The organism is Christiangramia echinicola DSM 19838 (genome assembly GCF_000423065.1).
GTDB lineage: Bacteria > Bacteroidota > Bacteroidia > Flavobacteriales > Flavobacteriaceae > Christiangramia > Christiangramia echinicola.
Map to the genome: position 1 here is coordinate 487,127 of NZ_AUHG01000011.1, position 23,144 is coordinate 510,270.

Annotated in this window: 21 protein-coding genes; 5 read left to right on the top strand and 16 right to left on the bottom strand. The window is 36.9% G+C overall.

What is annotated here, in order from left to right:
* Positions 1-37: 37 nt before the first annotated feature.
* The 3 genes from G530_RS0107365 to G530_RS0107375 are packed head-to-tail and all read right to left on the bottom strand — an operon-like array spanning position 38 to position 4,181.
* Entirely contained in the window at positions 38-1,675 is a 1,638-nt protein-coding gene (locus G530_RS0107365) for a M1 family metallopeptidase (protein ID WP_026933913.1), read from the bottom strand.
* Positions 1,668-2,549 carry a hypothetical protein gene (locus tag G530_RS0107370; protein ID WP_026933914.1) on the bottom strand — a complete coding sequence of 294 codons (882 nt, stop codon included), beginning with the start codon at positions 2,547-2,549 and terminating at the stop codon, positions 1,668-1,670. Before G530_RS0107370 ends, G530_RS0107365 begins: the two co-directional genes overlap by 8 nt.
* Positions 2,550-2,552: 3 nt before the next feature.
* Complete coding sequence (locus tag G530_RS0107375; RefSeq protein WP_026933915.1) at positions 2,553-4,181, bottom strand: acyl-CoA carboxylase subunit beta; 1,629 nt, start codon at positions 4,179-4,181, stop codon at positions 2,553-2,555.
* A gap of 186 nt (positions 4,182-4,367) precedes the next feature.
* On the opposite strand from G530_RS0107375, the gene G530_RS0107380 reads away from it, so the two are divergent.
* The 3 genes from G530_RS0107380 (at position 4,368) to ettA (ending at position 6,796) form a co-directional block, all read left to right on the top strand.
* Positions 4,368-4,547, top strand: coding sequence for a CAL67264 family membrane protein (locus tag G530_RS0107380; protein ID WP_026933916.1), 180 nt, complete (start codon positions 4,368-4,370; stop codon positions 4,545-4,547).
* 10 nt (positions 4,548-4,557) lie between these two features.
* Positions 4,558-5,037 (top strand): DinB family protein, encoded by a 480-nt coding sequence (locus G530_RS0107385; RefSeq protein WP_026933917.1) that lies wholly within the window; start codon positions 4,558-4,560, stop codon positions 5,035-5,037.
* Positions 5,038-5,104: 67 nt separating this feature from the next.
* Positions 5,105-6,796 carry an energy-dependent translational throttle protein EttA gene (gene ettA, locus G530_RS0107390; RefSeq protein ID WP_026933918.1) on the top strand — a complete coding sequence of 564 codons (1,692 nt, stop codon included), beginning with the start codon at positions 5,105-5,107 and terminating at the stop codon, positions 6,794-6,796.
* Between the two features lie 77 nt (positions 6,797-6,873).
* Here the strand turns inward: ettA and G530_RS0107395 are convergent, their stop codons facing one another.
* Positions 6,874-7,110, bottom strand: a complete 237-nt coding sequence (locus G530_RS0107395; protein WP_026933919.1) for a DUF1456 family protein — start codon at positions 7,108-7,110, stop codon at positions 6,874-6,876.
* 1 nt (position 7,111) lies between these two features.
* Entirely contained in the window at positions 7,112-8,407 is a 1,296-nt protein-coding gene (locus tag G530_RS0107400) for a DUF2254 domain-containing protein (RefSeq protein WP_026933920.1), read from the bottom strand.
* 194 nt (positions 8,408-8,601) lie between these two features.
* Between G530_RS0107400 and G530_RS0107405 the strand changes: the two genes are divergently transcribed.
* Positions 8,602-9,045 carry an Hsp20/alpha crystallin family protein gene (locus tag G530_RS0107405; RefSeq protein WP_026933921.1) on the top strand — a complete coding sequence of 148 codons (444 nt, stop codon included), beginning with the start codon at positions 8,602-8,604 and terminating at the stop codon, positions 9,043-9,045.
* 53 nt (positions 9,046-9,098) lie between these two features.
* Here G530_RS0107405 and G530_RS0107410 read toward each other — a convergent pair whose 3' ends face one another.
* The 5 genes from G530_RS0107410 to G530_RS0107430 all read right to left on the bottom strand — a co-directional run bounded on the left by G530_RS0107410 (position 9,099) and on the right by G530_RS0107430 (position 15,928).
* Positions 9,099-10,316 (bottom strand): hypothetical protein, encoded by a 1,218-nt coding sequence (locus G530_RS0107410; RefSeq protein WP_026933922.1) that lies wholly within the window; start codon positions 10,314-10,316, stop codon positions 9,099-9,101.
* A gap of 90 nt (positions 10,317-10,406) precedes the next feature.
* On the bottom strand, positions 10,407-12,410 hold the full coding sequence (gene uvrB / locus G530_RS0107415; protein ID WP_026933923.1) for an excinuclease ABC subunit UvrB: 2,004 nt from the start codon (positions 12,408-12,410) through the stop codon (positions 10,407-10,409).
* 156 nt (positions 12,411-12,566) lie between these two features.
* Complete coding sequence (locus G530_RS0107420; RefSeq protein ID WP_026933924.1) at positions 12,567-14,165, bottom strand: T9SS type B sorting domain-containing protein; 1,599 nt, start codon at positions 14,163-14,165, stop codon at positions 12,567-12,569.
* A gap of 21 nt (positions 14,166-14,186) precedes the next feature.
* Complete coding sequence (locus G530_RS0107425) at positions 14,187-15,023, bottom strand: ABC transporter permease (protein WP_026933925.1); 837 nt, start codon at positions 15,021-15,023, stop codon at positions 14,187-14,189.
* Entirely contained in the window at positions 15,023-15,928 is a 906-nt protein-coding gene (locus tag G530_RS0107430) for an ABC transporter ATP-binding protein (RefSeq protein WP_026933926.1), read from the bottom strand. Before G530_RS0107430 ends, G530_RS0107425 begins: the two co-directional genes overlap by 1 nt.
* A gap of 93 nt (positions 15,929-16,021) precedes the next feature.
* Here G530_RS0107430 and G530_RS0107435 point away from each other — a divergent pair, with 93 nt between their 5' ends.
* Positions 16,022-17,086 carry a hypothetical protein gene (locus tag G530_RS0107435; protein ID WP_026933927.1) on the top strand — a complete coding sequence of 355 codons (1,065 nt, stop codon included), beginning with the start codon at positions 16,022-16,024 and terminating at the stop codon, positions 17,084-17,086.
* 61 nt (positions 17,087-17,147) lie between these two features.
* Here G530_RS0107435 and G530_RS0107440 read toward each other — a convergent pair whose 3' ends face one another.
* From G530_RS0107440 to G530_RS0107465, 6 genes are all read right to left on the bottom strand, one after another.
* A complete protein-coding gene (locus tag G530_RS0107440; RefSeq protein ID WP_026933928.1) occupies positions 17,148-18,206 on the bottom strand; it encodes a nucleoid-associated protein in 1,059 nt (352 codons plus the stop codon).
* A gap of 98 nt (positions 18,207-18,304) precedes the next feature.
* The gene (locus G530_RS0107445; protein ID WP_026933929.1) at positions 18,305-18,817 is read right to left on the bottom strand and encodes an IS1096 element passenger TnpR family protein; all 513 of its coding nucleotides are present in this window, start codon (positions 18,815-18,817) and stop codon (positions 18,305-18,307) included.
* A 33-nt stretch (positions 18,818-18,850) separates the two neighbouring features.
* A complete protein-coding gene (locus G530_RS0107450; RefSeq protein WP_026933930.1) occupies positions 18,851-19,867 on the bottom strand; it encodes a COX15/CtaA family protein in 1,017 nt (338 codons plus the stop codon).
* On the bottom strand, positions 19,860-21,302 hold the full coding sequence (locus G530_RS0107455; protein ID WP_026933931.1) for a CCA tRNA nucleotidyltransferase: 1,443 nt from the start codon (positions 21,300-21,302) through the stop codon (positions 19,860-19,862). The genes G530_RS0107450 and G530_RS0107455 overlap by 8 nt, the downstream gene beginning before the upstream one ends.
* A gap of 4 nt (positions 21,303-21,306) precedes the next feature.
* Positions 21,307-21,876, bottom strand: coding sequence for an L-threonylcarbamoyladenylate synthase (locus tag G530_RS0107460; RefSeq protein ID WP_026933932.1), 570 nt, complete (start codon positions 21,874-21,876; stop codon positions 21,307-21,309).
* Entirely contained in the window at positions 21,863-22,987 is a 1,125-nt protein-coding gene (locus tag G530_RS0107465) for a glycosyltransferase family 4 protein (RefSeq protein ID WP_051199730.1), read from the bottom strand. Before G530_RS0107465 ends, G530_RS0107460 begins: the two co-directional genes overlap by 14 nt.
* Positions 22,988-23,144 lie beyond the last annotated feature (157 nt).

Genomic DNA, 23,144 nt, shown 5'->3' on the forward strand with positions numbered 1-23,144 from the left:
CACCGAAAATGTAAATAGTTAAGCAACTGAAAAGTATCTATTTCAAGATCTCGGTTTCAATATAAAACTCCAGGTCGTTTACAGATAGTTCGTCCAGTTCTTCACCAGTCTCATAAGACTGCCATTCTGAAGTAGGATAAAATCTTATTTCCTCTTCATCGATAATAACATCCACAGGCATTTTAAAGTCCGGCACATCAGCTTTCCACCTGTATAAAATCTGATCGTCAGCCTGCCTTAGTTGAAGTACTGGTAGAGCTGAATGTCTAAGATATTGGTCAAAAACAGGTTCAAGATCTACTTGAGTCGCTTTATTGAAAAAATTCTCTGTATCTGCAGTTGAAATCGTTTGATGCTTGAAAGTTTTTGTATAATCTCTCAAAGTGTTCCACCATAATTCATCATCATCATAAATACTTCTGATAGTGTTTAAAAGATTGGAGCCTTTATAATACATATCTCCAGAACCTTCAGAATTCACTCCGTAGTCGCCAATAATTTTACTTTTATTGCTGATATTTTGCCTTATGCCTTTTATATATTCTAATGCTTCTTCTTTACCCCAGCGACATTCGGTATAAATAGCTTCGGTATAACTTGTAAATCCTTCATGGATCCACATATCGGCAATATCCCTGGATGTGATACTGTTTCCATACCATTCATGGCCAGATTCGTGGATAATTATAAAATCCCATTTTAACCCGATCCCGGTTCCGGAAAGGTCATTTCCCAGGTAACCTTTTAAGTATTTATTTCCGTAGGCCACAGCACTTTGATGTTCCATTCCCAGGTAAGGTGTTTCTACAAGTTTAAAACCGTCCTCTTCAAATGGGTATGGTCCCATTTTCTCATAGAAACAAGCCATCATATCCTTTACCTCAGTAAAATGTTCCTTAGCTTTTTCTAGGTTATATGAAAGCACATAATAATCCAGGTCCAGGTCATTGTATTTTTCAGAAAAGTGAGCGTAGTCCCCAATGTTGATCATAATATTATAATTATTGATTGGATTAACTACTTTCCAGCTCCATTTAGTAAAACCATTTCCAAGATCTTCTTCACTAATTAATCTACCATTAGAAACATTCATAAGTCCGTTTGGAACGGCTATGTCCATTTGTGCTTCCTCTGGCTCATCACTTTGATGATCTTTATTGGGATACCATAAACTCGCTCCCGTTCCCTGAACCGCAACACCTATCCAAGGATTTCCATTTTTGTCCTCGTCCCAAACAAAACCTCCATCCCAGGGAGCGTTTTTTGCCACCACAGGGTTTCCATGGTAGAAGAACTCAATAGAATCTGTTGTTCCTTTACTTAATTCCTTTTCGAAGTCTATAAATACAGCATTATGTCTACGTTCATATATTAGGTTTTTTTCACCATGAATTATTGAGTCGATCTGCATATTCTCGAACAGATCCAGTTGCATCACAGGCATATTCGCTAATACCTCAAAGCTTATTACATTGGATCCGGAAATAGACTTCTTTTCAGGTTCCACCTTAAGTTTTAAATGATATTTTTGAACATCAAAACTATTCCTTTCGGGCCTTAAGGAGCCTCTTAATGTGTCAGCTTCAGTATAATTAGAGTGATTTGATCCAACTACCTGTGAATTTATATGGTTTAAAGAAAATAGGAGGATTAATGTGAAAAGGAGTTTATTCATAATGAACTACGTATAATCGAGCATTTGGATCTGCCTCAAGTTTTTTATTCATTGAATTGGTAAGCTCGGTGAAACTTTTTAAATCTGTTCCTTTACAAACACCATAAGAGTAATGATATTTAAGTAATTCCAGGTCTATATCTGTAAGTTCACGAGTGGAATTACAGGATGAAAAGTAGCTTTTGCAATCCAACTTTTTTGAAGATTTAAAATGCCCAAGGGATTTTAAAAAATGATATTTTAAAAGCTCTAATTGATATTTTTCGGTCTTAACCAGAGAGGTATTAATCTTTAGTTTGCCGTCGTAAATTTGTTGTTTGTTATTCCAGCTTATATAGTAACCACCTTTAGCATTCGCAATTCTGGGTTCATAATCTGTTTGATTTTCCCGATTTAGGTAATACACAATATAATTGGCCTTATCTCGAAGAAAGTTTCTTGAAATATTCAAAGAATCTATACCGCTGGAGGCTTTTTTTGCAAACTGCATTAATTCATTTGCATGTTGGGCAGGGACACTTTCATCGAAGAAAATTTTCACATCATCCTTCCAATACCTCATGCGTTCGGCATCGCTGCTTCCTTTTCCAAGGTTAAAAACTACATTTTTGTAAATGGATAAAAATGCTGAATCTTTATATTTATATTTAACTTCAACTCTGTATCCAGTTCCAAATAGTTCAAAATCATTTGGGATCTTTACCAGGGTATCACCATTTCTGTAAATAAATTCGGTGCTATCTGAAGTCTTTCCAAGCAGTTTTTTATAATCTTTCAGGTTTAAATAACGGTGACTATTTCGAGGATTTATGGTATCCTGACTATATAATTGAGCAGCTTGAATAAATATGAATAGCAATAAAAATAATCTCATAGATTAGGTTTGAATCACACCAAGATTAAAGTTCTTTTCAATAGGAGCGTGGTTTGCTGCTTCAATTCCCATAGAGATCCATTTCCGGGTGTCTAGTGGATCTATGATAGCATCTGTCCAGATTCTTGCGGCAGCATAATAGGCTGAAGTCTGTGAGTCGTATTTCGCTTTTAGTTTTTCAAAAACCTCTTTTTCCTTTTCTTCATCTACTTTCTCACCTTTCTTTTCCATAGACGCAGTCTCGATCTGAGCCAGAACTTTTGCAGCCTGGGTTCCTCCCATAACAGCTAACTCAGCACTTGGCCAGGCAGCAATTAAGCGTGGATCATAAGCCTTACCACACATGGCGTAATTTCCTGCACCGTAAGAATTACCAATAATAATCGTGAATTTTGGTACCACAGAATTACTAACTGCACTTACCATTTTAGCACCATCTTTAATGATACCGCCGTGTTCACTTTTACTTCCAACCATAAAACCTGTAACGTCCTGTAGAAATACCAAAGGGATTTTCTTTTGGTTACAATTTGCTATAAATCGGGTTGCTTTGTCGGCAGAATCAGAATAGATCACTCCCCCAAACTGCATTTCTCCTTTTTTAGTTTTAACGATCTTTCGTTGATTTGCAACGATCCCAACTGCCCATCCATCAATTCGAGCATAACCGGTAATGATCGTCTGACCGTAACCTTCTTTATACTCTTCGAATTCTGAATTGTCTACCAGTCTTTCAATGATCTTATGCATATCGTACTGGTCGCTTCTCTTTTTAGGAAGTATTCCGTAGATCTCTTCAGGTTTTTCCTTTGGTTTAGCGGGTTTTTTATGGCTATATCCGGCTTTATCAAAATCACCGATCTTATCCATGATATTCTGAATGCGGGTTAAAGCATCCTTATCATCTTTTGCCTTATAATCTGTAACTCCGCTAATTTCGCTGTGCGTAGTTGCTCCACCAAGAGTTTCATTGTCTATAGACTCTCCAATTGCCGCTTTAACTAAATAGCTACCGGCTAAAAATATACTTCCGGTCTTTTCAACTATAAGAGCTTCGTCACTCATAATTGGTAAATAGGCACCACCAGCAACACAACTTCCCATCACTGCAGCTATCTGGGTAATACCCATACTACTCATCACGGCATTATTTCTAAAGATCCTTCCAAAATGTTCTTTATCGGGGAAGATCTCATCCTGCATGGGTAAAAATACACCTGCACTGTCTACAAGATAAATGATTGGCAGCCTGTTTTCAATAGCAATTTCCTGAGCTCTTAGATTCTTTTTCCCGGTAATTGGGAACCAGGCACCTGCTTTAACAGTAGCATCGTTAGCGACCACTATACATTGTTTGCCAGAAACGTAACCAATTTTCACCACTACACCACCACTAGGGCATCCGCCATGCTCCTCATACATCCCATCACCGGCAAAAGCACCTATTTCAATAGACTTTTCTTTATCATCAAGAAGGAAATCAATTCGTTCTCTAGCCGTCATTTTTCCTTTGGAGTGATGCTTTTCGATTCGTTTTTCTCCTCCTCCTAATTTTATTTTGGCAAGCTTCTGTCTCATAGAAGAAACCAGTAGCTTATTATGATCTTCATTTTTATTGAAGTTGATATCCATTATATTGAGCTTTTTACAATAATTTGTTTATTTTAATGTGATTAATTTTAAATTAATCTAATTTCTGAATAAATATTGTGAATTTTCACTCAGAATTGGCTTTTGGCTAAAATACAAAAACACAACAATTCTCGGCTTGAAATGCTGCATTAAAAATTAACCGATATTTGTATAAAAACAGCGTTTATGTCGATGAATAAAAATACCATTTTTGGTTGGGCATCTTTTCTAACTTTTCTTGTAGGTGCAGCACTGGTGTTACTGGGAGTTCTTAAGTATAAGGATTATGCAATTGGTTTTTCTGTAACCGGGATCGGGTTCTTCTTCATCTCCTGGGTTTTCAATGCCCTAAAAGGAAGGGTCTAATTCTCAATATATGTTTTCAAATAAAGAACACAGGGATCAATTGGTACAACATTTAGAAGGAGGCGCTGCTTATGGTTCTTTAGAAAGTTTTCTTGATGCTATTCCTTTTGAAAAAATTGGGCAGAGGCCTTGCGATTTACCCTATTCCTTTTATGAGATCTTTTTTCATATGGCCTTTGCGCAAAAGGATATCCTGGAGTATTCAGTTTCTAGCGACTATAAGGCGAGCAACTGGCCAGAAGATTATTGGCCTTCAGCTCCAGAGCCACCAGGCGAAGAAGCGTGGGAAGATCTAAAATCTGATTACTTTGAAGATCGAAGATTACTGAAAGAATTTATTTTAGATGAAAAGAACGACCTCAGTAAACCTGTTATAAATTCTCAAAAGCACAGCTTATTTAGAGAGATTCTTCTTGTTGTTGAGCATACCGCCTATCATACTGGTCAATTACTGATAATTCAAAGATTATTGGGAGTTTATGATAATTGAATTCTGTGAAAAATTCAGGATATTTGCAATCTCGTAAAATCTATAAAAATTTTAATTCTAAAAATATATGGCAGACGATAATAAGGTAATTTTTTCCATGTCTGGAGTTACCAAAACATTTAAAAATGCAAATACGCCGGTTTTAAAGAATATATACCTCAGCTTTTTTTATGGGGCTAAAATTGGAATTCTGGGTCTTAATGGCTCTGGAAAATCTACATTATTGAATATCATAGCCGGTAAAGATCAAAATTACCAGGGAGACGTTGTTTTTTCACCTAACTATAGCGTGGGGATGTTAGAACAGGAGCCAGAACTTGATGAAGAAAAGACGGTTCTCGAGGTTGTAAAAGAAGGAGTTGCTGAAACTGTTGGAATTCTTGACGAATACAATAAGATCAACGATATGTTTGGTCTTCCGGAAGTTTATGAAGATGCAGACAAAATGCAGAAGCTTATGGATAAGCAGGCTGAACTTCAGGATAAAATCGACGCTTCTAATGCTTGGGAACTTGATACGAAGCTGGAAATAGCAATGGATGCTTTAAGAACTCCAGATTCAGATAAAAAGATTTCAGTGCTTTCAGGTGGAGAAAGAAGAAGAGTTGCATTATGCCGACTTTTGCTTCAGGAGCCAGATGTATTACTATTGGATGAGCCTACCAACCACCTTGATGCAGAATCTGTTCATTGGTTAGAGCATCATTTAGCGCAATATAAAGGAACGGTGATCGCCGTAACTCACGACCGTTATTTCCTGGATAATGTTGCGGGATGGATCCTTGAACTAGACAGAGGAGAAGGAATTCCTTGGAAAGGGAATTATTCTTCATGGTTAGATCAAAAATCTAAAAGACTTGCCCAGGAGCAGAAGCAGGCGAGTAAGCGCCAGAAGACTTTAGAGCGAGAGCTGGAATGGTCCAGAATGAGTCCGAAGGGAAGACAGTCCAAGCAAAAGGCTCGTCTTAAGAACTATGATAAACTTCTTAGTCAGGATCAAAAGCAGATGGACGAAAAGCTGGAGATCTATATACCAAACGGACCTCGTTTAGGTACCAATGTTATCGATGCTAACGGAGTAAGTAAAGCCTTTGGTGATAAATTGCTTTATGAAGATCTTAATTTCAACCTTCCGCAGGCTGGAATAGTAGGTGTTATTGGGCCTAACGGTGCTGGTAAAACCACTATTTTCAAAATGATCATGGGAGAAGAGGAACCAGATAAAGGAAGTTTCAATGTTGGTGAAACCGCTCAGATCGCTTATGTAGATCAGAGTCACTCGAATATTGATCCGGAAAAAACTATCTGGCAGAACTTTAGCGATGAGCAGGAATTAATCATGATGGGAGGCCGTCAGGTAAATTCACGAGCATACTTAAGTCGTTTTAACTTCAGCGGAAGCGAACAGAATAAGAAAGTTAATATGCTATCTGGTGGGGAAAGAAACCGACTGCATTTAGCTATGACCCTGAAAGAAGAAGGAAACGTACTGCTTCTGGATGAGCCAACGAACGACCTGGATGTAAATACATTAAGAGCTCTGGAAGAAGGTTTGGATAACTTTGCTGGATGTGCGGTGGTTATTTCTCACGACCGTTGGTTCCTTGATAGGATTTGTACTCATATTCTTGCTTTTGAAGGAGATTCACAGGTTTATTTCTTCGAAGGTAGCTTCTCTGATTACGAAGAAAATAAGAAGAAACGTCTTGGTGGAGATATTATGCCGAAGCGTATTAAATACAAGAAACTGGTTCGATAAGAATCAAAATTCGAAAAAAGAAAAGGAGTTGAATTTATTTTCAACTCCTTTTTATTTTTTTATTAACGTCAAACGTTCTACTTCTTTTTCGGCATTGGGCCTCTAAGGTGTATAATAAGACCATCAAGGAAATTTCTCAGGAACTGATCTCCGCACTCTACATATTTTTCATGATCTTCTCTTCTGAAGATTGCCCCCAGCTCACTTTTGGTAACCTTAAAATCAACCAGTTCACAGATCTTTACGATGTCTTCATTGGTGAGTTTATGAGCAACTCGTAATTTTTTGAATATATCATTGTTGGTTAGTGCCATACTAGTTTTCTGTCTGAAGATTAAATTTTGCCGCTAAGTTAACTGCAGTTTCTATATCATCCTCATTTTTGATTGATTCTTTTGCGTCCCTGAGTAAATTTTCTGCTTCATGTCTTAAAGTTTTTGAATAAGAATATTCATTTGTCTGTTGTTTTTCCAGATAATAAAACATGAGTAATAATTTTTGAACAAGGATAATATCATGCTTGCAATAAGTACGAATGGATGCCATAATGTTATGAAGCAAATCCTCAAAACTAACTGTATTCAGCTTAATGTATGTTTTATCATCACGAACTATTACACTGGTATCTTTTTTCCTCATTCTTAGGGCGAGGAGTTCGGTCATATAGTCGATTCCATTAATGGCTGTTCCGGGATCATTAATACCAGGAGACATTGCTTTTACGATTATTTCGGTGATCTGTTTAAAGGCAAGAGTGTAATTATCTGAAACCAATTCTTCTCTTGAGAAATTGAAATTTGTGAGAATCTTTTTGATTGTGTTCTTATCCAGTTCTTTACTTGATCTGAAAAGAGGAATTCCGCTTAAAACAAATATTCCTTTTACAGGGAGAATGTGTAGTTGTATACCTTCTGCCTCGCAAATCCCTACCAGATTAGTAAAAGATATATTCTGGAGGTATCCACTCTTCTCGCTATGGTATTCAGCCCAATCTTCAGTTGTAGGGAAGTCGTTGAACTGTTGTTCTTCATTATCAATAAGTTCATCTAATCTTCTCTTAGCCACCTTGAATATGTTCTGAAGGATATTGCTTATTTGTATGCTTTGGGAAATATTATGGATAAAATATATAAAGGCATATATACTAACCACAGTTTGTAAAATTCCCAGCAGTACTGCAAATCCAGGTATCTGGTATTGATCTCCTGTTGGTTGGATAGAGAATAAGATAAAAATGCAGTAAAGAATGGTAAAAAGATAGATCCCCAGGATTACCTGGTGTCGTTTATCGCTGATTAAACCCGGAAGCAATCTTGGTGAAAAATTACTAGAAGCCTGGCTTAATAAAAGCATTACCATGGAAAAACTGAATACAACCATCGAAATAAGACCGGAAATAAGTGAGCTCAGAATGGTCATTGCCGTATCACCATTATCAACGACCAGAACAGGAAAATGTTCAATTAAATACCGTGAAACTCCTTTGTTTTCAAGATAGAGCATGAAAAATGCAAAATTGAAGCCTAGAAATGCCAGTAGTGTTGGGTAGAAAGCAATCTTACTCTCAAGAACATTAAAAAAGGAAATAAAGCGATTTAGTAGTTGTTTCATTCAGTAGGGAATTCAAAGATTAAAGTTAATGAATCTGGTGGTTGCCGGAAGTATTTAATATTTATTTAGCTTAACGAGACAAAATGTCGGATTAAAAACAATTAAATAAGACAAAAAGACATGTATTTTGATCTGGCCTTTGAATTGCTATAGAATTTATGAAAACAAAATATATTAACATAAAACATAAAGCTATGAGTTTAATTAAAAGAAACGAGACAAATTGGTTGCCTTCAGTTTTTGATGATATGTTCAAAACTGACTGGCTTGGTGGAACTACTAATGTAAACAGTATAGGAACCAGTATTCCTGCTGTGAATATTATGGAATCTGAAGATGGTTTTAATGTGGAAGTAGCTGCACCGGGAATGGTTAAAGGAGATTTTAATATAGAATTAGACAATGATGTATTAACGATTTCTTCTGAAGAAAAAAAAGAGAACGAATCTACCGATAAGAATGGAAGATTTACCAGAAAAGAATTTAGCTATCGCACTTTTAAGCGTGCTTTTAGCCTACCAGATTCGGTAGATAATTCAAAAATTTCAGCTTCATATAATAATGGAGTTCTGGAGATCGCACTTCCTAAGAAAGAAGATGCGAAGGTTCAGGCGAAAAGATTAATAGATATTTCGTAACCTGGATTAGTTTGATTAGTTAAAGGAAAAAGCACCCAAACCGGGTGCTTTTTTTATTGATTTAAAAGTATCCATCTGTTCCCAGCGCTTTGAATGGTTAATACCTGTTGCGGTTTAATACTAAGTACTTTTGAATTGGTTCTTACATCAAATAGATCATCTCCACCCAGAAAAACCAAATTCTTTTCTGAATTGCCTGGCCAGTTTATTAATCTAATTATCCTTCCTTTATTCGAAGCCGATGCAGGAATTACAATTCCGGTGACCTGGTTGTTGATTCTTAATGTGCCAATTTCATCTGTGATCACAAAATCCCCTGTGGCACTCGTTGTAGAAGAGTAGTTTTCAACACTGGCATTTGTCCAGGAAACCTGTCCCGTAGCATTGGTCATTAAAATTTGTCCTTCAGTTCCACGGGATGAAGGTAGTATGTATTCGGTATCGGGTGTATTGCCTATTCCCACCCGACCGGCAAAATAACCGGCAAAAACATTACTATTAGCGTCGCCCAGCGCTATGCTATAGATTCCGTATATATTTCCTACTCCCTGGATACTTCCTATTTCACTATAGATACCAAAATTGTTACTTTTTGCGCCAAAGGTTCGGCCAACACGGTTGAATATTCCGTAGATATCGTTAGTTCCTGTATTTTGATAGGTCTCATTAAAAATCCCATAATGAATGCCATTTCCAACTCCGCCTACATTGGTTTTGATCCCGTATTTATTGCCATTTGTTTGACTGCGATTATCATTTACAATTCCATAGGTAGTAAGATTGTCTGTGGCTGAATTTGCATTATCCACCTCAAATGCCTTCTTCAATGTGAGATCCTTACCAGGTGCGATCGCAACTTGCAACCTGGAAGAAATTAGATCGGTGCCAACTCCAATACTGCCTTCCCGAAAGATATTGTCTACTATATTATTAGGACTTTGTGTTGTTCCAGCTTTGTAAAAATTTGAACCTGTGATTTCTGAACCAAGTGATTTCCATTTCATCTCTGAAGCATTCCAGAAATAAAATCCTGTATTAAAACCAGTAACGTTCTTGCTTAAAAATACCAGCATTCCATGCTGATCAGTTCCAGGATTTTGTATCGGGAATTTTTCTATTCGTGGAATTAGAATACCATCAATATTGGCCGGATCGTCCTTATTTGTTGCAGATATGTCAAGTTGGGCCTTGGGATCTGAGTTTCCTATTCCTACCTGCGCAGTAAGTGAAAAACTGAAGAATAATAGAATAAAAGCATAAAAAGTTCTCATGACAAACAGATTTAGTTTGACATTCAAGTATTGTTAAATGCTTTAGGTTCAGGTAAATATAGTTTAAAATATTTATCCTCAGATATTTAATTAGGCCATTTCGCTAATTTTTCCCTGTAAAACTTTAATCTCGTCCCGAAGTCGCGCAGCTTGCATAAAATCAAGCTCTTTAGCAGCAGTCTCCATCGCTTTTCGTTTCTCCCTAACTTTCTTCTCCATCTGAGGTTTTGTTAGATATTCCGCTTCCTCTTCCGCGGCTTTCAGGTCAGGACGTTTTTCGTGATCATAGATGTCAAGCTTCTCCTTTATGAGGGCATTGTTATATTTTTTAACCAGCGCTGTAGGAGTAATATTATTCTCTTTATTGTATTCTATTTGTTTACTCCTTCTATATTCAGTCTGATCGATAGTTTTTTGCATACTATCTGTGATCTTATCCGCATAAAGAATTGCTTTTCCTTCTACGTGTCTGGCGGCACGACCAATGGTCTGAGTAAGCGAACGATTACTTCTAAGGAAACCTTCTTTATCGGCATCGATAATAGCTACAAGGGATACTTCAGGTAGGTCCAAACCTTCACGAAGAAGGTTGACTCCAACGAGCACATCGAAAATTCCTTTTCGAAGATCCTGCATAATTTCAACCCTTTCCAGAGTATCTACATCTGAATGTATATAGCGGCAGCGAATATCGATTCTGGTGAGATATTTCGTAAGCTCCTCAGCCATTCTTTTAGTCAAGGTAGTTACCAGGATCCTTTCATCTTTTTCAACTCGAAGTTGTATTTCTTCTATAAGATCATCGATCTGATTTAAGCTAGGTCTTACTTCAATAACCGGATCCAGTAAACCAGTTGGTCGTATTACCTGCTCAACATAGATCCCCTCGCTTTTTTGAAGTTCGTAATCTGCCGGGGTTGCACTTACATATACCACTTGATTCTGAAGAGCCTCAAATTCTTCAAATTTTAAAGGTCTGTTATCCATCGCCGCAGGTAATCTGAAACCATAATCTACCAGGTTTTCTTTTCTTGAACGGTCACCGCCAAACATAGCATGAACCTGAGGGATGGTAACGTGTGATTCATCAACTACCATAAGATAGTCATCTGGAAAATAATCCAGTAAACAGAAAGGCCTGGTTCCTGGTTTTCTACCGTCCAGGTATCTGGAGTAATTCTCAATTCCTGAACAATAACCAAGTTCCCTGATCATTTCCAGGTCAAAATTGGTTCTTTCATCAAGGCGTTTTGCTTCCAGGTTTTTACCAATATCCTGAAAATAACTCACTTGTTTTACCAGATCATCCTGGATTTCATGAATTGCACCCTGGAGGACATCCGGAGAGGTCACAAACATATTCGCCGGATATATATTTAACCGATCGTATTTTTCAATAATATCATTGGTTCCGGGATCAAAAGCTTCGATCTCTTCGATCTCATCTCCAAAAAAGTGAATTCTGAAAGCGTTATCAGCATAACTAGGGAAAACATCTACTGTATCACCTTTTATTCTGAAATTACCATGGTTAAACTCTGCTTCGGTCCTGGAATATAGACTTTGAACCAATCTGTGTAAAAACTTGGTTCTGGAAATTTGCATATCCCTTTCGATAGAAACCACATTTTTCCTGAATTCTACTGGATTACCAATACCATAAAGACAGGAAACTGAAGCGACCACAATCACATCCCTTCTTCCGCTTAAAAGAGAAGAGGTGGTACTAAGCCGTAATTTTTCGATCTCTTCATTAATAGAAAGATCTTTTTCAATATAAGTTCCAGAGGATGGTATGAATGCTTCCGGTTGATAGTAATCATAATAACTAACAAAATATTCTACTGCATTTTCAGGAAAAAACTCCTTAAATTCCGAATAAAGCTGGGCTGCAAGAGTCTTATTATGAGCCAGTACCAGAGTAGGTTTTTGAACTTCCTCTATGACATTGGCCACAGTAAAAGTTTTTCCAGAGCCAGTTACACCCAAAAGTGTCTGGTATTGCTCGTTTTTGTCTATCCCTGAAACCAATTGCTTAATAGCATTAGGCTGGTCTCCTGTAGGTTTATAATCAGATTTAATTTCGAATTTCATTCAGCAGGTTTTCTTTTTCATCTAATCTAAAACTAGTTTAAAAGCGATCAGATATATTTCGCCATTATAAATCAGTATTATATGAGATTTATAAAGGCTCATTTCATAGCCTCACGAAATTAAGCAATTATCCAGCTTAAATCAATTTTTTAGGAATCATCTAACAAGTGAGAAGTGCCCGTTGAATTCCTGTTTGTTTTGAAGAGAAACTCTGAACCAGTAATCATCGGCTGGCATTTCTGTACCGTTATAGGTTCCATCCCAACCTTTATCTGAAGCCTGAAGTTTGATTAGAAGTTTGCCATAACGGTCAAAAATATGGATTAGATTACCGGCAGTATCAATACCTCTCAATTTCCAGAAGTCATTCACACCATCATTATTTGGAGTGAAAAAATTATCATAACCTAAAACGACAATTTCTGAACTTACGATCGCGCAACCTTTAAGGTCTCTGATGTAAATGGTTTGAAAACCAGAATTTACATTATTAAATGTGGTGCTGGTTTGGAAAGGCCCGTCTATATTTCCCAAAGAAAACTCATAATCTGATACATTTTCGATGTCCAGAGTTATCGTATTACTGTTTGAATTTATTTGAGGCTGAACCACAGAGTAGGATTCTATTTGTGGTGGTTCATTTAAGATCAGGTTTATTTCTGCAATATTAAAGCAGTCGGGATTATTGATTTCTGAAACTTTGGTGAAAACGGTTTCATTTCCTTCTGAAGAATACCCTGAAGTAATTGAATTTTGATTTGTGTTTGCGTCATTCAAATTGCTGAAAAACTGGATCTGAAAATCAGAAGGATCCTTACCGTCAAGAATGGAAGAATTAAGATCTGATAGAACGTAGTATTCATTTCCGTTTAAATCCAGATCACATTGTTCAATAGAGTTATCCTGATTTATTATAGGTCCATCATTAATTATCAGGTCAAATTCTGTGATCCTGGCGCAACCTGTTAAATCATTTTCAACCCGGGCATATATAGTTTTAAGAGCTTGCGTACTTGTATAAGTTCCCTGGATAGCTCCTTGATTATCTGAAGCATCGGCAAGAGATTCGTGGTAAGTTAAACTGGTATTATTCTGGGATACAATTTCTGCAGAAGTGCTGAAAATATCAAAATCTGAAACTCCATTAGAATTACAAGCTTCAAGATCACCCGGTTTACTTATTTCAGGGCCTTCTGGAAATGGAAAACTGCCTACGGTAGAAGTACCGGTCCATTCGATTTCAAAAGGGCTGTTACCAATGGGTCTATCTATTACAATAAAATAGGTTTCACCGGGAAGAACATCTAATGATTTAATAAAATTATTGCCATTAGGTCCAGGTCCTTCACTGGTGTCGAGTTCAGAATCGTTCATGCCGGTGTGATTGGAAGTAGCATTGGATGCTAGAGGGTTCGTGGTAGAACAGCGTATGGCATTACCCAGATTTCCGCAACTGGCATTTGGACCGAATATAAAGAAATCATAATCAATATTCAGTGCTCCACTGGTAGGTTTAAGGTTGAACCCAAGCGTTCCTGCTTTGGTGATCTCTATCTCCAGCCAAAGGCTATTATGTTCCTGGCTGGAACAATTATTTCTGCCTGTTAATTCCTGACTTCCTACGCCATTGGCATTACTTGAAATTGCTCCGTCGCCACATATTTTAATTGCACCGGAACAATCATTGACACCACCCTGGGCGTTGATAATATTTATGTTGACGAGTAAAAATATTAAAACCGATACGAATCTCATTTTATAATATGGCTAGTGAGATTAAAGGTCTCTTTTTCTTAAAAGAATTAGTGAAGCGTAAACAAAAATAACAATCCATACAATCACTATTAAAAGCTGGTACCAGTGGATCCCGTAATCCTTATCTAATTCGCCTCCAATCTGGCTGGCCGCTGTTTGAACAGCATTCAATCTTGAGAATGGTTCAACAATAAGGTTGCTAATGCTTTCTAAAGGAAAGAACTGCATTATTTCAGTAGCAATATCAGTACCCTTGAAAACCTTGAAATTAAGAAATGCATAGAGGATCTTTTCCAGAATTGCCCATACCACTAGAAAACCAAGCGCGAAAGCTGATCTTTTTACAAGAATTCCAAGGAACATACAGAAAGCAAAAAAGCCAGTAAGTTTTACGAAATAGGCCAGTAAAAACTCTAGATCTGAGAATATGATGGAGGCTTCATTAAAATCTGAAAATGACAAGCCCAGGATCATAGTAACTACAAAAAGGAATAAAGTGGAAATACCTGAGAATACAATTACGGTCAGGAATTTGGATAGGATAAATTCCTTTTTGCTTAGCCCGTCAATAAGATTCTGTTTTATTGTTCGGTTGCTGTATTCATTAGACATCATTGAAACTATAACGATGGCCAGGAATAATTTTAATATCGCAGCGATATAACTATTAAAGTGCCAGATATAGGGAAAGTTGAAAATTCCCTGATCTGCAACTCTGAATTCTATTTGTCCAATATTGAATTCTATCGATGCTATAAGCGCGATAAATGTGATAAGGATAAAATAGGTGATTATTAATATTCTGGCAGATCTGCTATAGCGTAATTTATTGTATTCTATTTCGAGTAAACGTAGCATTAGTTTTGGGCAGTTTGGTTGGTTAATTGAAGGAATTGTTCTTCCAGGCTCTCTTTACGTTTATTCAAATACGATAGAGAAAGTCCTTTTTCAAAAAGAAAGCTATTTATCTCATCTGCTTCCATAGGATCGTCCAGTATAGCAGTAATAAAACCTTCATTCGTGGTGATCTTTCCGATTTTAGGGTGAGTTTGCAGCAGTTCTTCCAGTCTTGTCATATCTGTTGCCTTCAATTCGAAGAACCCAAAGCTATTAATTATCTGGTCTACCGGCCCACTATATAATTTCTCACCTTTTCTAATGATCACTACATGAGAACAGACTTTTTCAACTTCATCAAGAAGGTGAGAAGCTAGCAAAATAGTAGTTCCTCCAGATGCGATCTTCCTGATGATCTCTCTAATTTGATGAATTCCCTGAGGATCCAGTCCGTTAGTTGGCTCATCTAGAATAAGTATTTCAGGATCATTTAGAAGGGCAGAGGCGATGGCAAGCCGTTGTTTCATTCCCAAAGAAAACGTTTTGAATTTGCTGTCTTTTCTGTCTAAAAGCCCTACAATTTCAAGTTTTTCAAGAATCTTACTTTTATTGGTTCCCTTTATTTTACAAACCAATGCAAGGTTCTGCTCTGCAGTCATATAGGGATAGAAATTAGGATGCTCTATAATAGCTCCTACTTTTTTCAAAGCTTCATGAGTTGACATTTTCCCATCAAACCATTGAAAATTTCCGGAAGTTTTGTTTACTACATTCAGGACCATTCCCAGGGTGGTGGATTTACCACTTCCGTTAGGGCCCAGGATGCCATAAACATTTCCTTTTTCTATACTAAAACTTAAATCATCGACAGCGGTGATCCTGCCGAATTTTTTGGTCAGGTTATTTAAACTTAAAATTGTTTCCAAGATTGGTTAAGTGTTTAAAATACGACGTCTAAAATAGGATTTTGTTACAGGTTTCCCTATAATAACCTTAATTTTGAGCAAACGAGGATAACTATGGATGAAAAACTGATGTCAAAGAAGAAGCCTGCATTTCCTGTAAATGAACGCTTCAATAGATATCTTGCTAAATATAATCGCAATACAAAAATCCCGGTTTTCTATGACGATCTGCTACGTTTTTCAGGTTCTATAGTGGTTTACGACCAGCACGATGAAGATACTTTCTGGGTGCGCTGTTATTATCCAGACCATGAAAGGATAGAGATTGATAATAGCCTTAAAAAGGTTTATACCATTCTGCATTCAGATGGTAGTGATGACTCTCTGGAATACCTGAATGTTGATGCGATCGACTACTGTACTTTTGGTAATTCGAAACCATTCCGGGTAAAAGTCCGAAATATTCTAAATGATAGTTTTACTTATTTCTATGTGAAAAAAGCAGATGCCTCGAGACTTTATGGCCTGGAATTCGAACATTTATTATCTCCTCACCGTATTAATTTTCTGGTTTATAAAGACACTTTGATAGAAGAGCATATTGCGGGAATTCCGGGTGATGTTTTTATCGAAGATCATTTGCCGGAATGTGACCTGAGAGCGCAAACCCAAATAGCCAAACAGTTTGTAAAATTCAACGAACGTTGTACGGTAAGGTTACTGGGAGATATGAGATCTTACAACTATGTGGTAATCCCTACACATGATTTTGATCACGTAGAATATCAAATAAGGGCTATAGATTTTGATCAGCAGTGTTTTGAAGGGAATTTAAAAGTATATCGTCCACAATTCTTTAAAGAGAATTATAAGATGGTAAAGCTGGTTTCAGATAAGCTGGAAGAGTCTTCTATAGAGCAGTATCGAAAAGAGGAGCGATCGCTACTGGCTAAAAGGATGATAAATACACAAAGCAGGTATAAGGAATTAATAAGATGTATGATCAACGATCATGTTTCTACTAAAGATAATGTGAAAGAGCTAAGAAACGACCTTTATGCTTTTTCGAAAGATATGAAGTTCAAGCGTGCGAGCACCATGGGGCAGATCTTAAGAACTGCACTGGACTTTGTGAAGCGTAACTATGACACTGTGAACATGCAGCGATTGCTGGAATAGTTTATAAAATAAAAAGGGAAGTAATAAATGTACTTCCCTTTTTTATTCAATTTTAATCCTATTACTTTTTCTCTTCTTTATTGAAATAGACCAGGTAGTAATACATCTGCTTTTCTTCATCCCATCCTTTCTCTACAAATTTCTCTGCAGATTCGGCGTTTACAAAATCCATCTTTATCTGGATATTCGTATCTAGCGTGATCACATTTTTGATCTTCTTACGAGCATCTGTAACAGCCTTGTTCGCAATGGGGAAATTGGTAAGATCTTCTACCTTATATTTTGGAGCTTTTTCAACTTTGTAATTCTGAAATTCAGGAATTAAAGCAGGGTTGTCAATTACTGAATTGATATAATTGCTCTCCTCAAAATCATCGTTTTTCGCGAAGTAATCCATACTACGGTTCATGAACATCACTTCCTGCTTCTTATCTTCAGCAGGTAAAACCACGTCTTTTGCGAAGTTTTTAGCGAAATTCAGGTAGTTCTTTGTGAAATAGTTCTCATCTGCCAGTACGTCTACTCCCAGGAAGTTTTCCAGCCAGTATTTTGTATCATAACGATTAGAATCTACCGAAAGTATCTTATAGCCTTCATCTCGATGCTTATTGAAAATGATAGCGCCTTTATCAAGTTTTTGCAAGTTTACTCCCTGCTGTACGATCATTTCCAGATTGCTCTGGTTTTGCTCGAACTGAAGGAATTCATGTTTCAATTCAGATTTAAAAATTCCAATAGCCGACATTTTTTCATTATCCAGCTGCATGCCTTCAAAATACACCACATAAACTTCCCCGCTCTTAATATGAGGATGCGTGGATTGTTCGTATAGTAAAGTGGCTATCTTTTTTGAATACTCATGAGTATTGAAGGGATCATCAAAAATTTGATTCGCCAAATTGTATAACTCATTGAATTCGACATCACTTTCATGATGAAAACGATAATAAGTTTCTTCTTTTTCTCGAAAAGGCTTCAGAAAATATTCCTTGATCAAAGGTTTTATTTCATCATTCAAATGAAAAGTTGAGGCAGAAACAAACATGTTCTCGCCACGATTTTTATTTCCAACACGATGTATGGAAAGAGATTCAATTTGGGCATTAAAAAGATTGATCATCTATATCTGAAATTTTGACTAAATAAAGTTGAAAAATGTGACTTCTGAAAGAAGTTTTATCAGAAGAAATTAACTAAAAGTAAATCCCGGTGTGAGAATTAGTTCCAGTTCTCGTCAAATTCGAAATCGTCGTAACCGTCAGTATCAAAATCATCATCATAATCACCGTTCAGCATTCCTTCGTCCTCACCTTTGAATTCTTTCTCGGGTGCACTTTCCGGGATCTGTCCGTGTACGAACATAAGATTAGGATAATCACGTCCTTCTTCAATTTCTGCTATCTGACCTAATTCTACGAAGAAGGTCCACATTTTTAGAAAGTCGTAAACGTAAATTAGTTTAGTCTGTTTTTCTGAAAGTACACTATCCAGGGTAGTTTCATTCATTAATTTGATCGAAGTATCATGACCACTCATATCGAACTGATGGATCTCTTCTCCCTGGTTCCACTCTCCATCACTAATATAAAATGAAGCCATCTCTGTACCATCAAACCCAAAAGACTGGACGATAGTATTGTGTAGGTCTTCCAGGGTGCTTTCCTGAAGCATTTCTATATCTCTGAAAACATCTTCATCTGCATCGAGAATTACTCGGAATCTATAAACCATATCTAAAAAATTTGGAGGTCAAAGTTACAATTTTTAAATCTTCTCTGTAGCATAATTACTTTCCATTAACAGGTAAAACTGATATCCGAAAAGTATGGATGCGATCACTAGATGCATTGGTTGTGAAAGGAATGGGAAATCAAAATTATACATAGCCACTCCGGTAGCGACTTCCAGAAGAATTAAAATGATTACAGTATTTATTTTGCTGAGGTTCAGGTTAAGTTTTCTGTTTTTCCACCACAAAAATAAATTGAGTAATAAGACAAGTATTGAGAACGACCGGTGAATATAAAAGGTGATATTTGGATCTTCCAGCCACATATCTCTGGAATCGTATCCTAAGCTCCGAATCTGTTCATCTACGAACTGTCTCACCTGGGTGCCCATAACTACCTGGATTAGGGTAAGAATAACTGCAAGACCAAGTAAGATCTGAAAGCTTTTTGTTTTATACTGGTTTGTTCTCTTTTCTGCAGAGATGCTGAGCAGGTAAAGTAGAACAGCGACTATAACCAGCGCCATAACCATATGAATAGTGATCTTAGCCGGTGCTAATACCGAATATACTACCGTGGCTCCCAACCATGCCTGAAATCCCATTAGAAAAACACATATCCAGGACAGGATAGGGATCCTTTTACGAAAACGGAATTTTTTGATAGAAAGAAAAGCCATTATTAATACCGCTAATCCGGCCAGGGCACCAAAGAGGCGGTTGATATATTCCACCCAGGTATGGGTTGGATTAAAGATGGAGTAATCGTGCTTCTCGTAATTAACCCAATTTGAAGGCTTGTACTCCTCTTTTGTAGTAAAAGTGCTGGCTGCAACCTTCAGGGTTTCATCAACAATAATAACCTGTCCTTCCTTATATTCCCGGTTTGGTTGAAATTCTAATTCTGAAACCTCAGTAGGAGGGATGTAGTAGCCAAAACATTTAGGCCAGTCTGGACAACCCATTCCAGATCCGGTCATTCTAACTACAGCACCCGCAATAATTACGAGGTAAACCAGGATCAGGGATATTTTTACAGATCTTCTATACATCTTTACTATCAGTTTTCTTAAGACCAAGTTTTTCACCTTTCTCTAGCATGAAATCTCTGGCAGGCTGATATTCATTTGGGATCTCCCCTTCAAGAATTGCTTCTTTTATCGCATCTTTTATCATTCCAACTTCCCTGCTTGGCTTTATTCCGAAGGTTTCCATGATCTCTTCACCACTAACCGGTGGTTGAAAATTTCGAACATGATCCCGTTCTTCAACCTCTTCAATCTTTTTGCGGACAAGCTTGAAATTATTGTGATATTTCTTATATCTTTTCGGGTTCTTAGTAGTGATATCGGCTTCGCAAAGGGTCATAAGATCTTCGATATTATCACCGGCATCAAAAATAAGTCTTCGCACGGCAGAATCGGTCACACTATCATCAGCTATAACAATGGGCCTGGAACTCATCAAAACCATTTTTTGAACGAACTTCATTTTTTCATTCAATGGTAATCTAAGTCGTTTAAAAAGTTTAAAAACCATTTTGGCCCCAACGAATTCATGACCATGAAAAGTCCATCCTATCTTCTTATGAAACTTCTTTGTGGGAGCTTTACCTATATCATGCAAAAGGGCAGCCCACCTTAACCAAAGATCATCTGTATTTTTGGAAATGTTATCTACTACTTCCAGGGTATGCCAGAAGTTATCTTTATGAGTTTGACCTTCAACTTCGTCTATTCCCTGTAGAGCAGTAAGCTCAGGAAGTATTTTCTTTAGTAATCCGGTCTTGAATAATAAAGCAAAGCCTTTAGATGGCTTCTCACTTAGCATGATCTTATTCAGTTCGTCCAGGATCCTTTCTTTCGAAATGATCTTTATTCTATCCTTATTTCTTGAGATTGCCTCTAAAGATTCAGCTTCGATCATGAAATTAAGCTGAGTAGCGAACCTGATTCCCCGGTACATTCTTAAAGGATCATCAGAGTATGTAATATCTGGATCTAAAGGCGTTTTGATGACCCTGTTCTTGAGATCTTCATAACCATTGAAAGGATCCAGCAGGTCTCCAAATCCATCTTTATTCAATTTGAGGGCCAACGCATTGATCGTAAAATCACGACGGTTTTGATCGTCTTCCAGAGTTCCGTCTTCCACGATAGGCTTCCTACTGTCTTTTCGATAACTTTCCTTACGGGCTCCTACAAATTCGATTTCGATATCATCTGAGCGTAGCATTGCTGTACCGAAATTCTTAAATACCTGTACTTTTGGATTGTTCGGAAGTTTTTCTGCAACCTTTTGCGCGAGTTCAATTCCACTGCCCACGGCTACAATATCGATGTCTTTATGATCACCTCGATCAAGAATATGATCACGTACAAATCCTCCAATTACATATGCGTCTACAGATAATTCATCTGCAGCTTCTGAAATAACATTAAAAATTTTATGATGTAAAGCTTTGCTGTAATTGTGGTATTTCGGCATCTGTCTATTTGCGTATCACACTCACCTGACCATCATTACTCAACTTGATTATGGCAGAAGGTCGAGGTGACTTTCTTTTTCGGTCCAAATTTACTACATAGTCTACACCTTTTAAAATTTGAGGAGAGATTTGATCAAAGGATTGAGGCGTAGGTTGACCACTAATATTTGCTGAAGTAGAAACCAATGGACGTTTAAGTTTTTTTATAAGGTCTGAGCAAAATGTATCTCTTACCACACGAATTCCTAGAGATTCATCTTCGCCTACTAAGTTTTCAGCTATATGCACTGGCTTGTCATAAATAATTGTGGTTGGTTTTTTTGCATATTTTAGAATGTCATAGGCCATTTCCGGAACTTCCTCAACATATTGCTCCAGCATCTTAAAATTGGAAACCAAACAAATCAGTGCTTTAGATTCCTCTCGTTTCTTTAACTGATAGACCTTATCTACAGCATTTGCATTTGTAGCATCGCAACCTATTCCCCAGACAGTATCTGTAGGATATAAGATGACACCACCTTTTTTAAGGATATCAATACAATTTCTAACTTCCTGTTCAATTCTTTCCATAAAGCACTTTTTTATATGCAGCTAAAGTTTGTTCAGCCATATTCCTGGAAGTAAAGTTTTCGATCAGTTTATGATATGATCTTTCAGTGAATTTTTCACATAATTCTTTATCCCGGGACAAAGCTATCAATTTATCTGCTAAACTTTGCGATTCATAAGGATTGGTTAGCATTCCATTTTCCCCATTTTCTATAAATTCCGGAATTCCCCCAACATTTGTGCTAACTACTGGGACTTTATGAAAACTACTTTCATATATAAACTGTGGTAAACCTTCACTTTGGGAGGTGATAAGGCTTATTTGAAACTGGGGAATAAGCCCTGAAGCATTTTCGATCTCGTTTAAAAAATGCACGTTTTTCTCCAGGTTTAATTTCTTCCGAAGTTCAAAAAAAGCCGGTGTGTACTTCGTAAACTGCCCTATCTGTACAAAATGAAAATCTTTACGCCCTGAAATATTCACTACATGATTGGCGGTTTCAAGAAAAGTCGCGAGATCTTTAGATCTCCAGTGATTTGCAATATTCCCTATTATAATGTCATTCTCAGTAAAGCCTAATTCCTTTCTTATATTATAATCATCTCTAACTGTAAGCTTTTCTATATTCGTGCCATGATAAATCTTTTCCAGCTTAGAGTGATCTTGTATAGAAATTTTGCAATTTTCTTTTGTCTTACTGGATACACAAAGGATTTTCGAAATATTGGGATGATTGTACTTATGAAGTGTACCTTTTCTGTTTTTAATAAAATAGGAGGTTTTTTTACTAAAAATGAAACTTGGTAAATCACTGAACTTCGAGGCTAATACGGCCAAAGTTAAAGCCGTGGTATCATGTATGTGTATAAGGTTAATTTTATGTTTTTTGCATAGGGAAATAATATTCAGAATATAATTTAAACTTAGCTTATGCAGCATCAACGCTGAATATACCCGGAGTCCCTTGTCCTTGAATCGTGCATGAGCAATAGAATTCTTAGGGCATAGTATATAATGTTCATCTTGTGAGTCTGCAATATCATGAGTTACTAAATTGAGAAGGTGGTTTTCACCACCACCCCAGTCTTTTGTAGCTGAAAGATGAAGAATTCTAATTTGGCATTTATCCATGTAAAAAAGACGAATTTCTTAATTTATATACCATTTTTATTTTTGAATCCTATTCGAAATAGAATTATCGGAAATTTGCATATTTGTTGCTAATTGGTGATATCAAGCTCTAGAATAATCTTTAAAGACAACAAAAATAAGATAAATCAATTGGCAT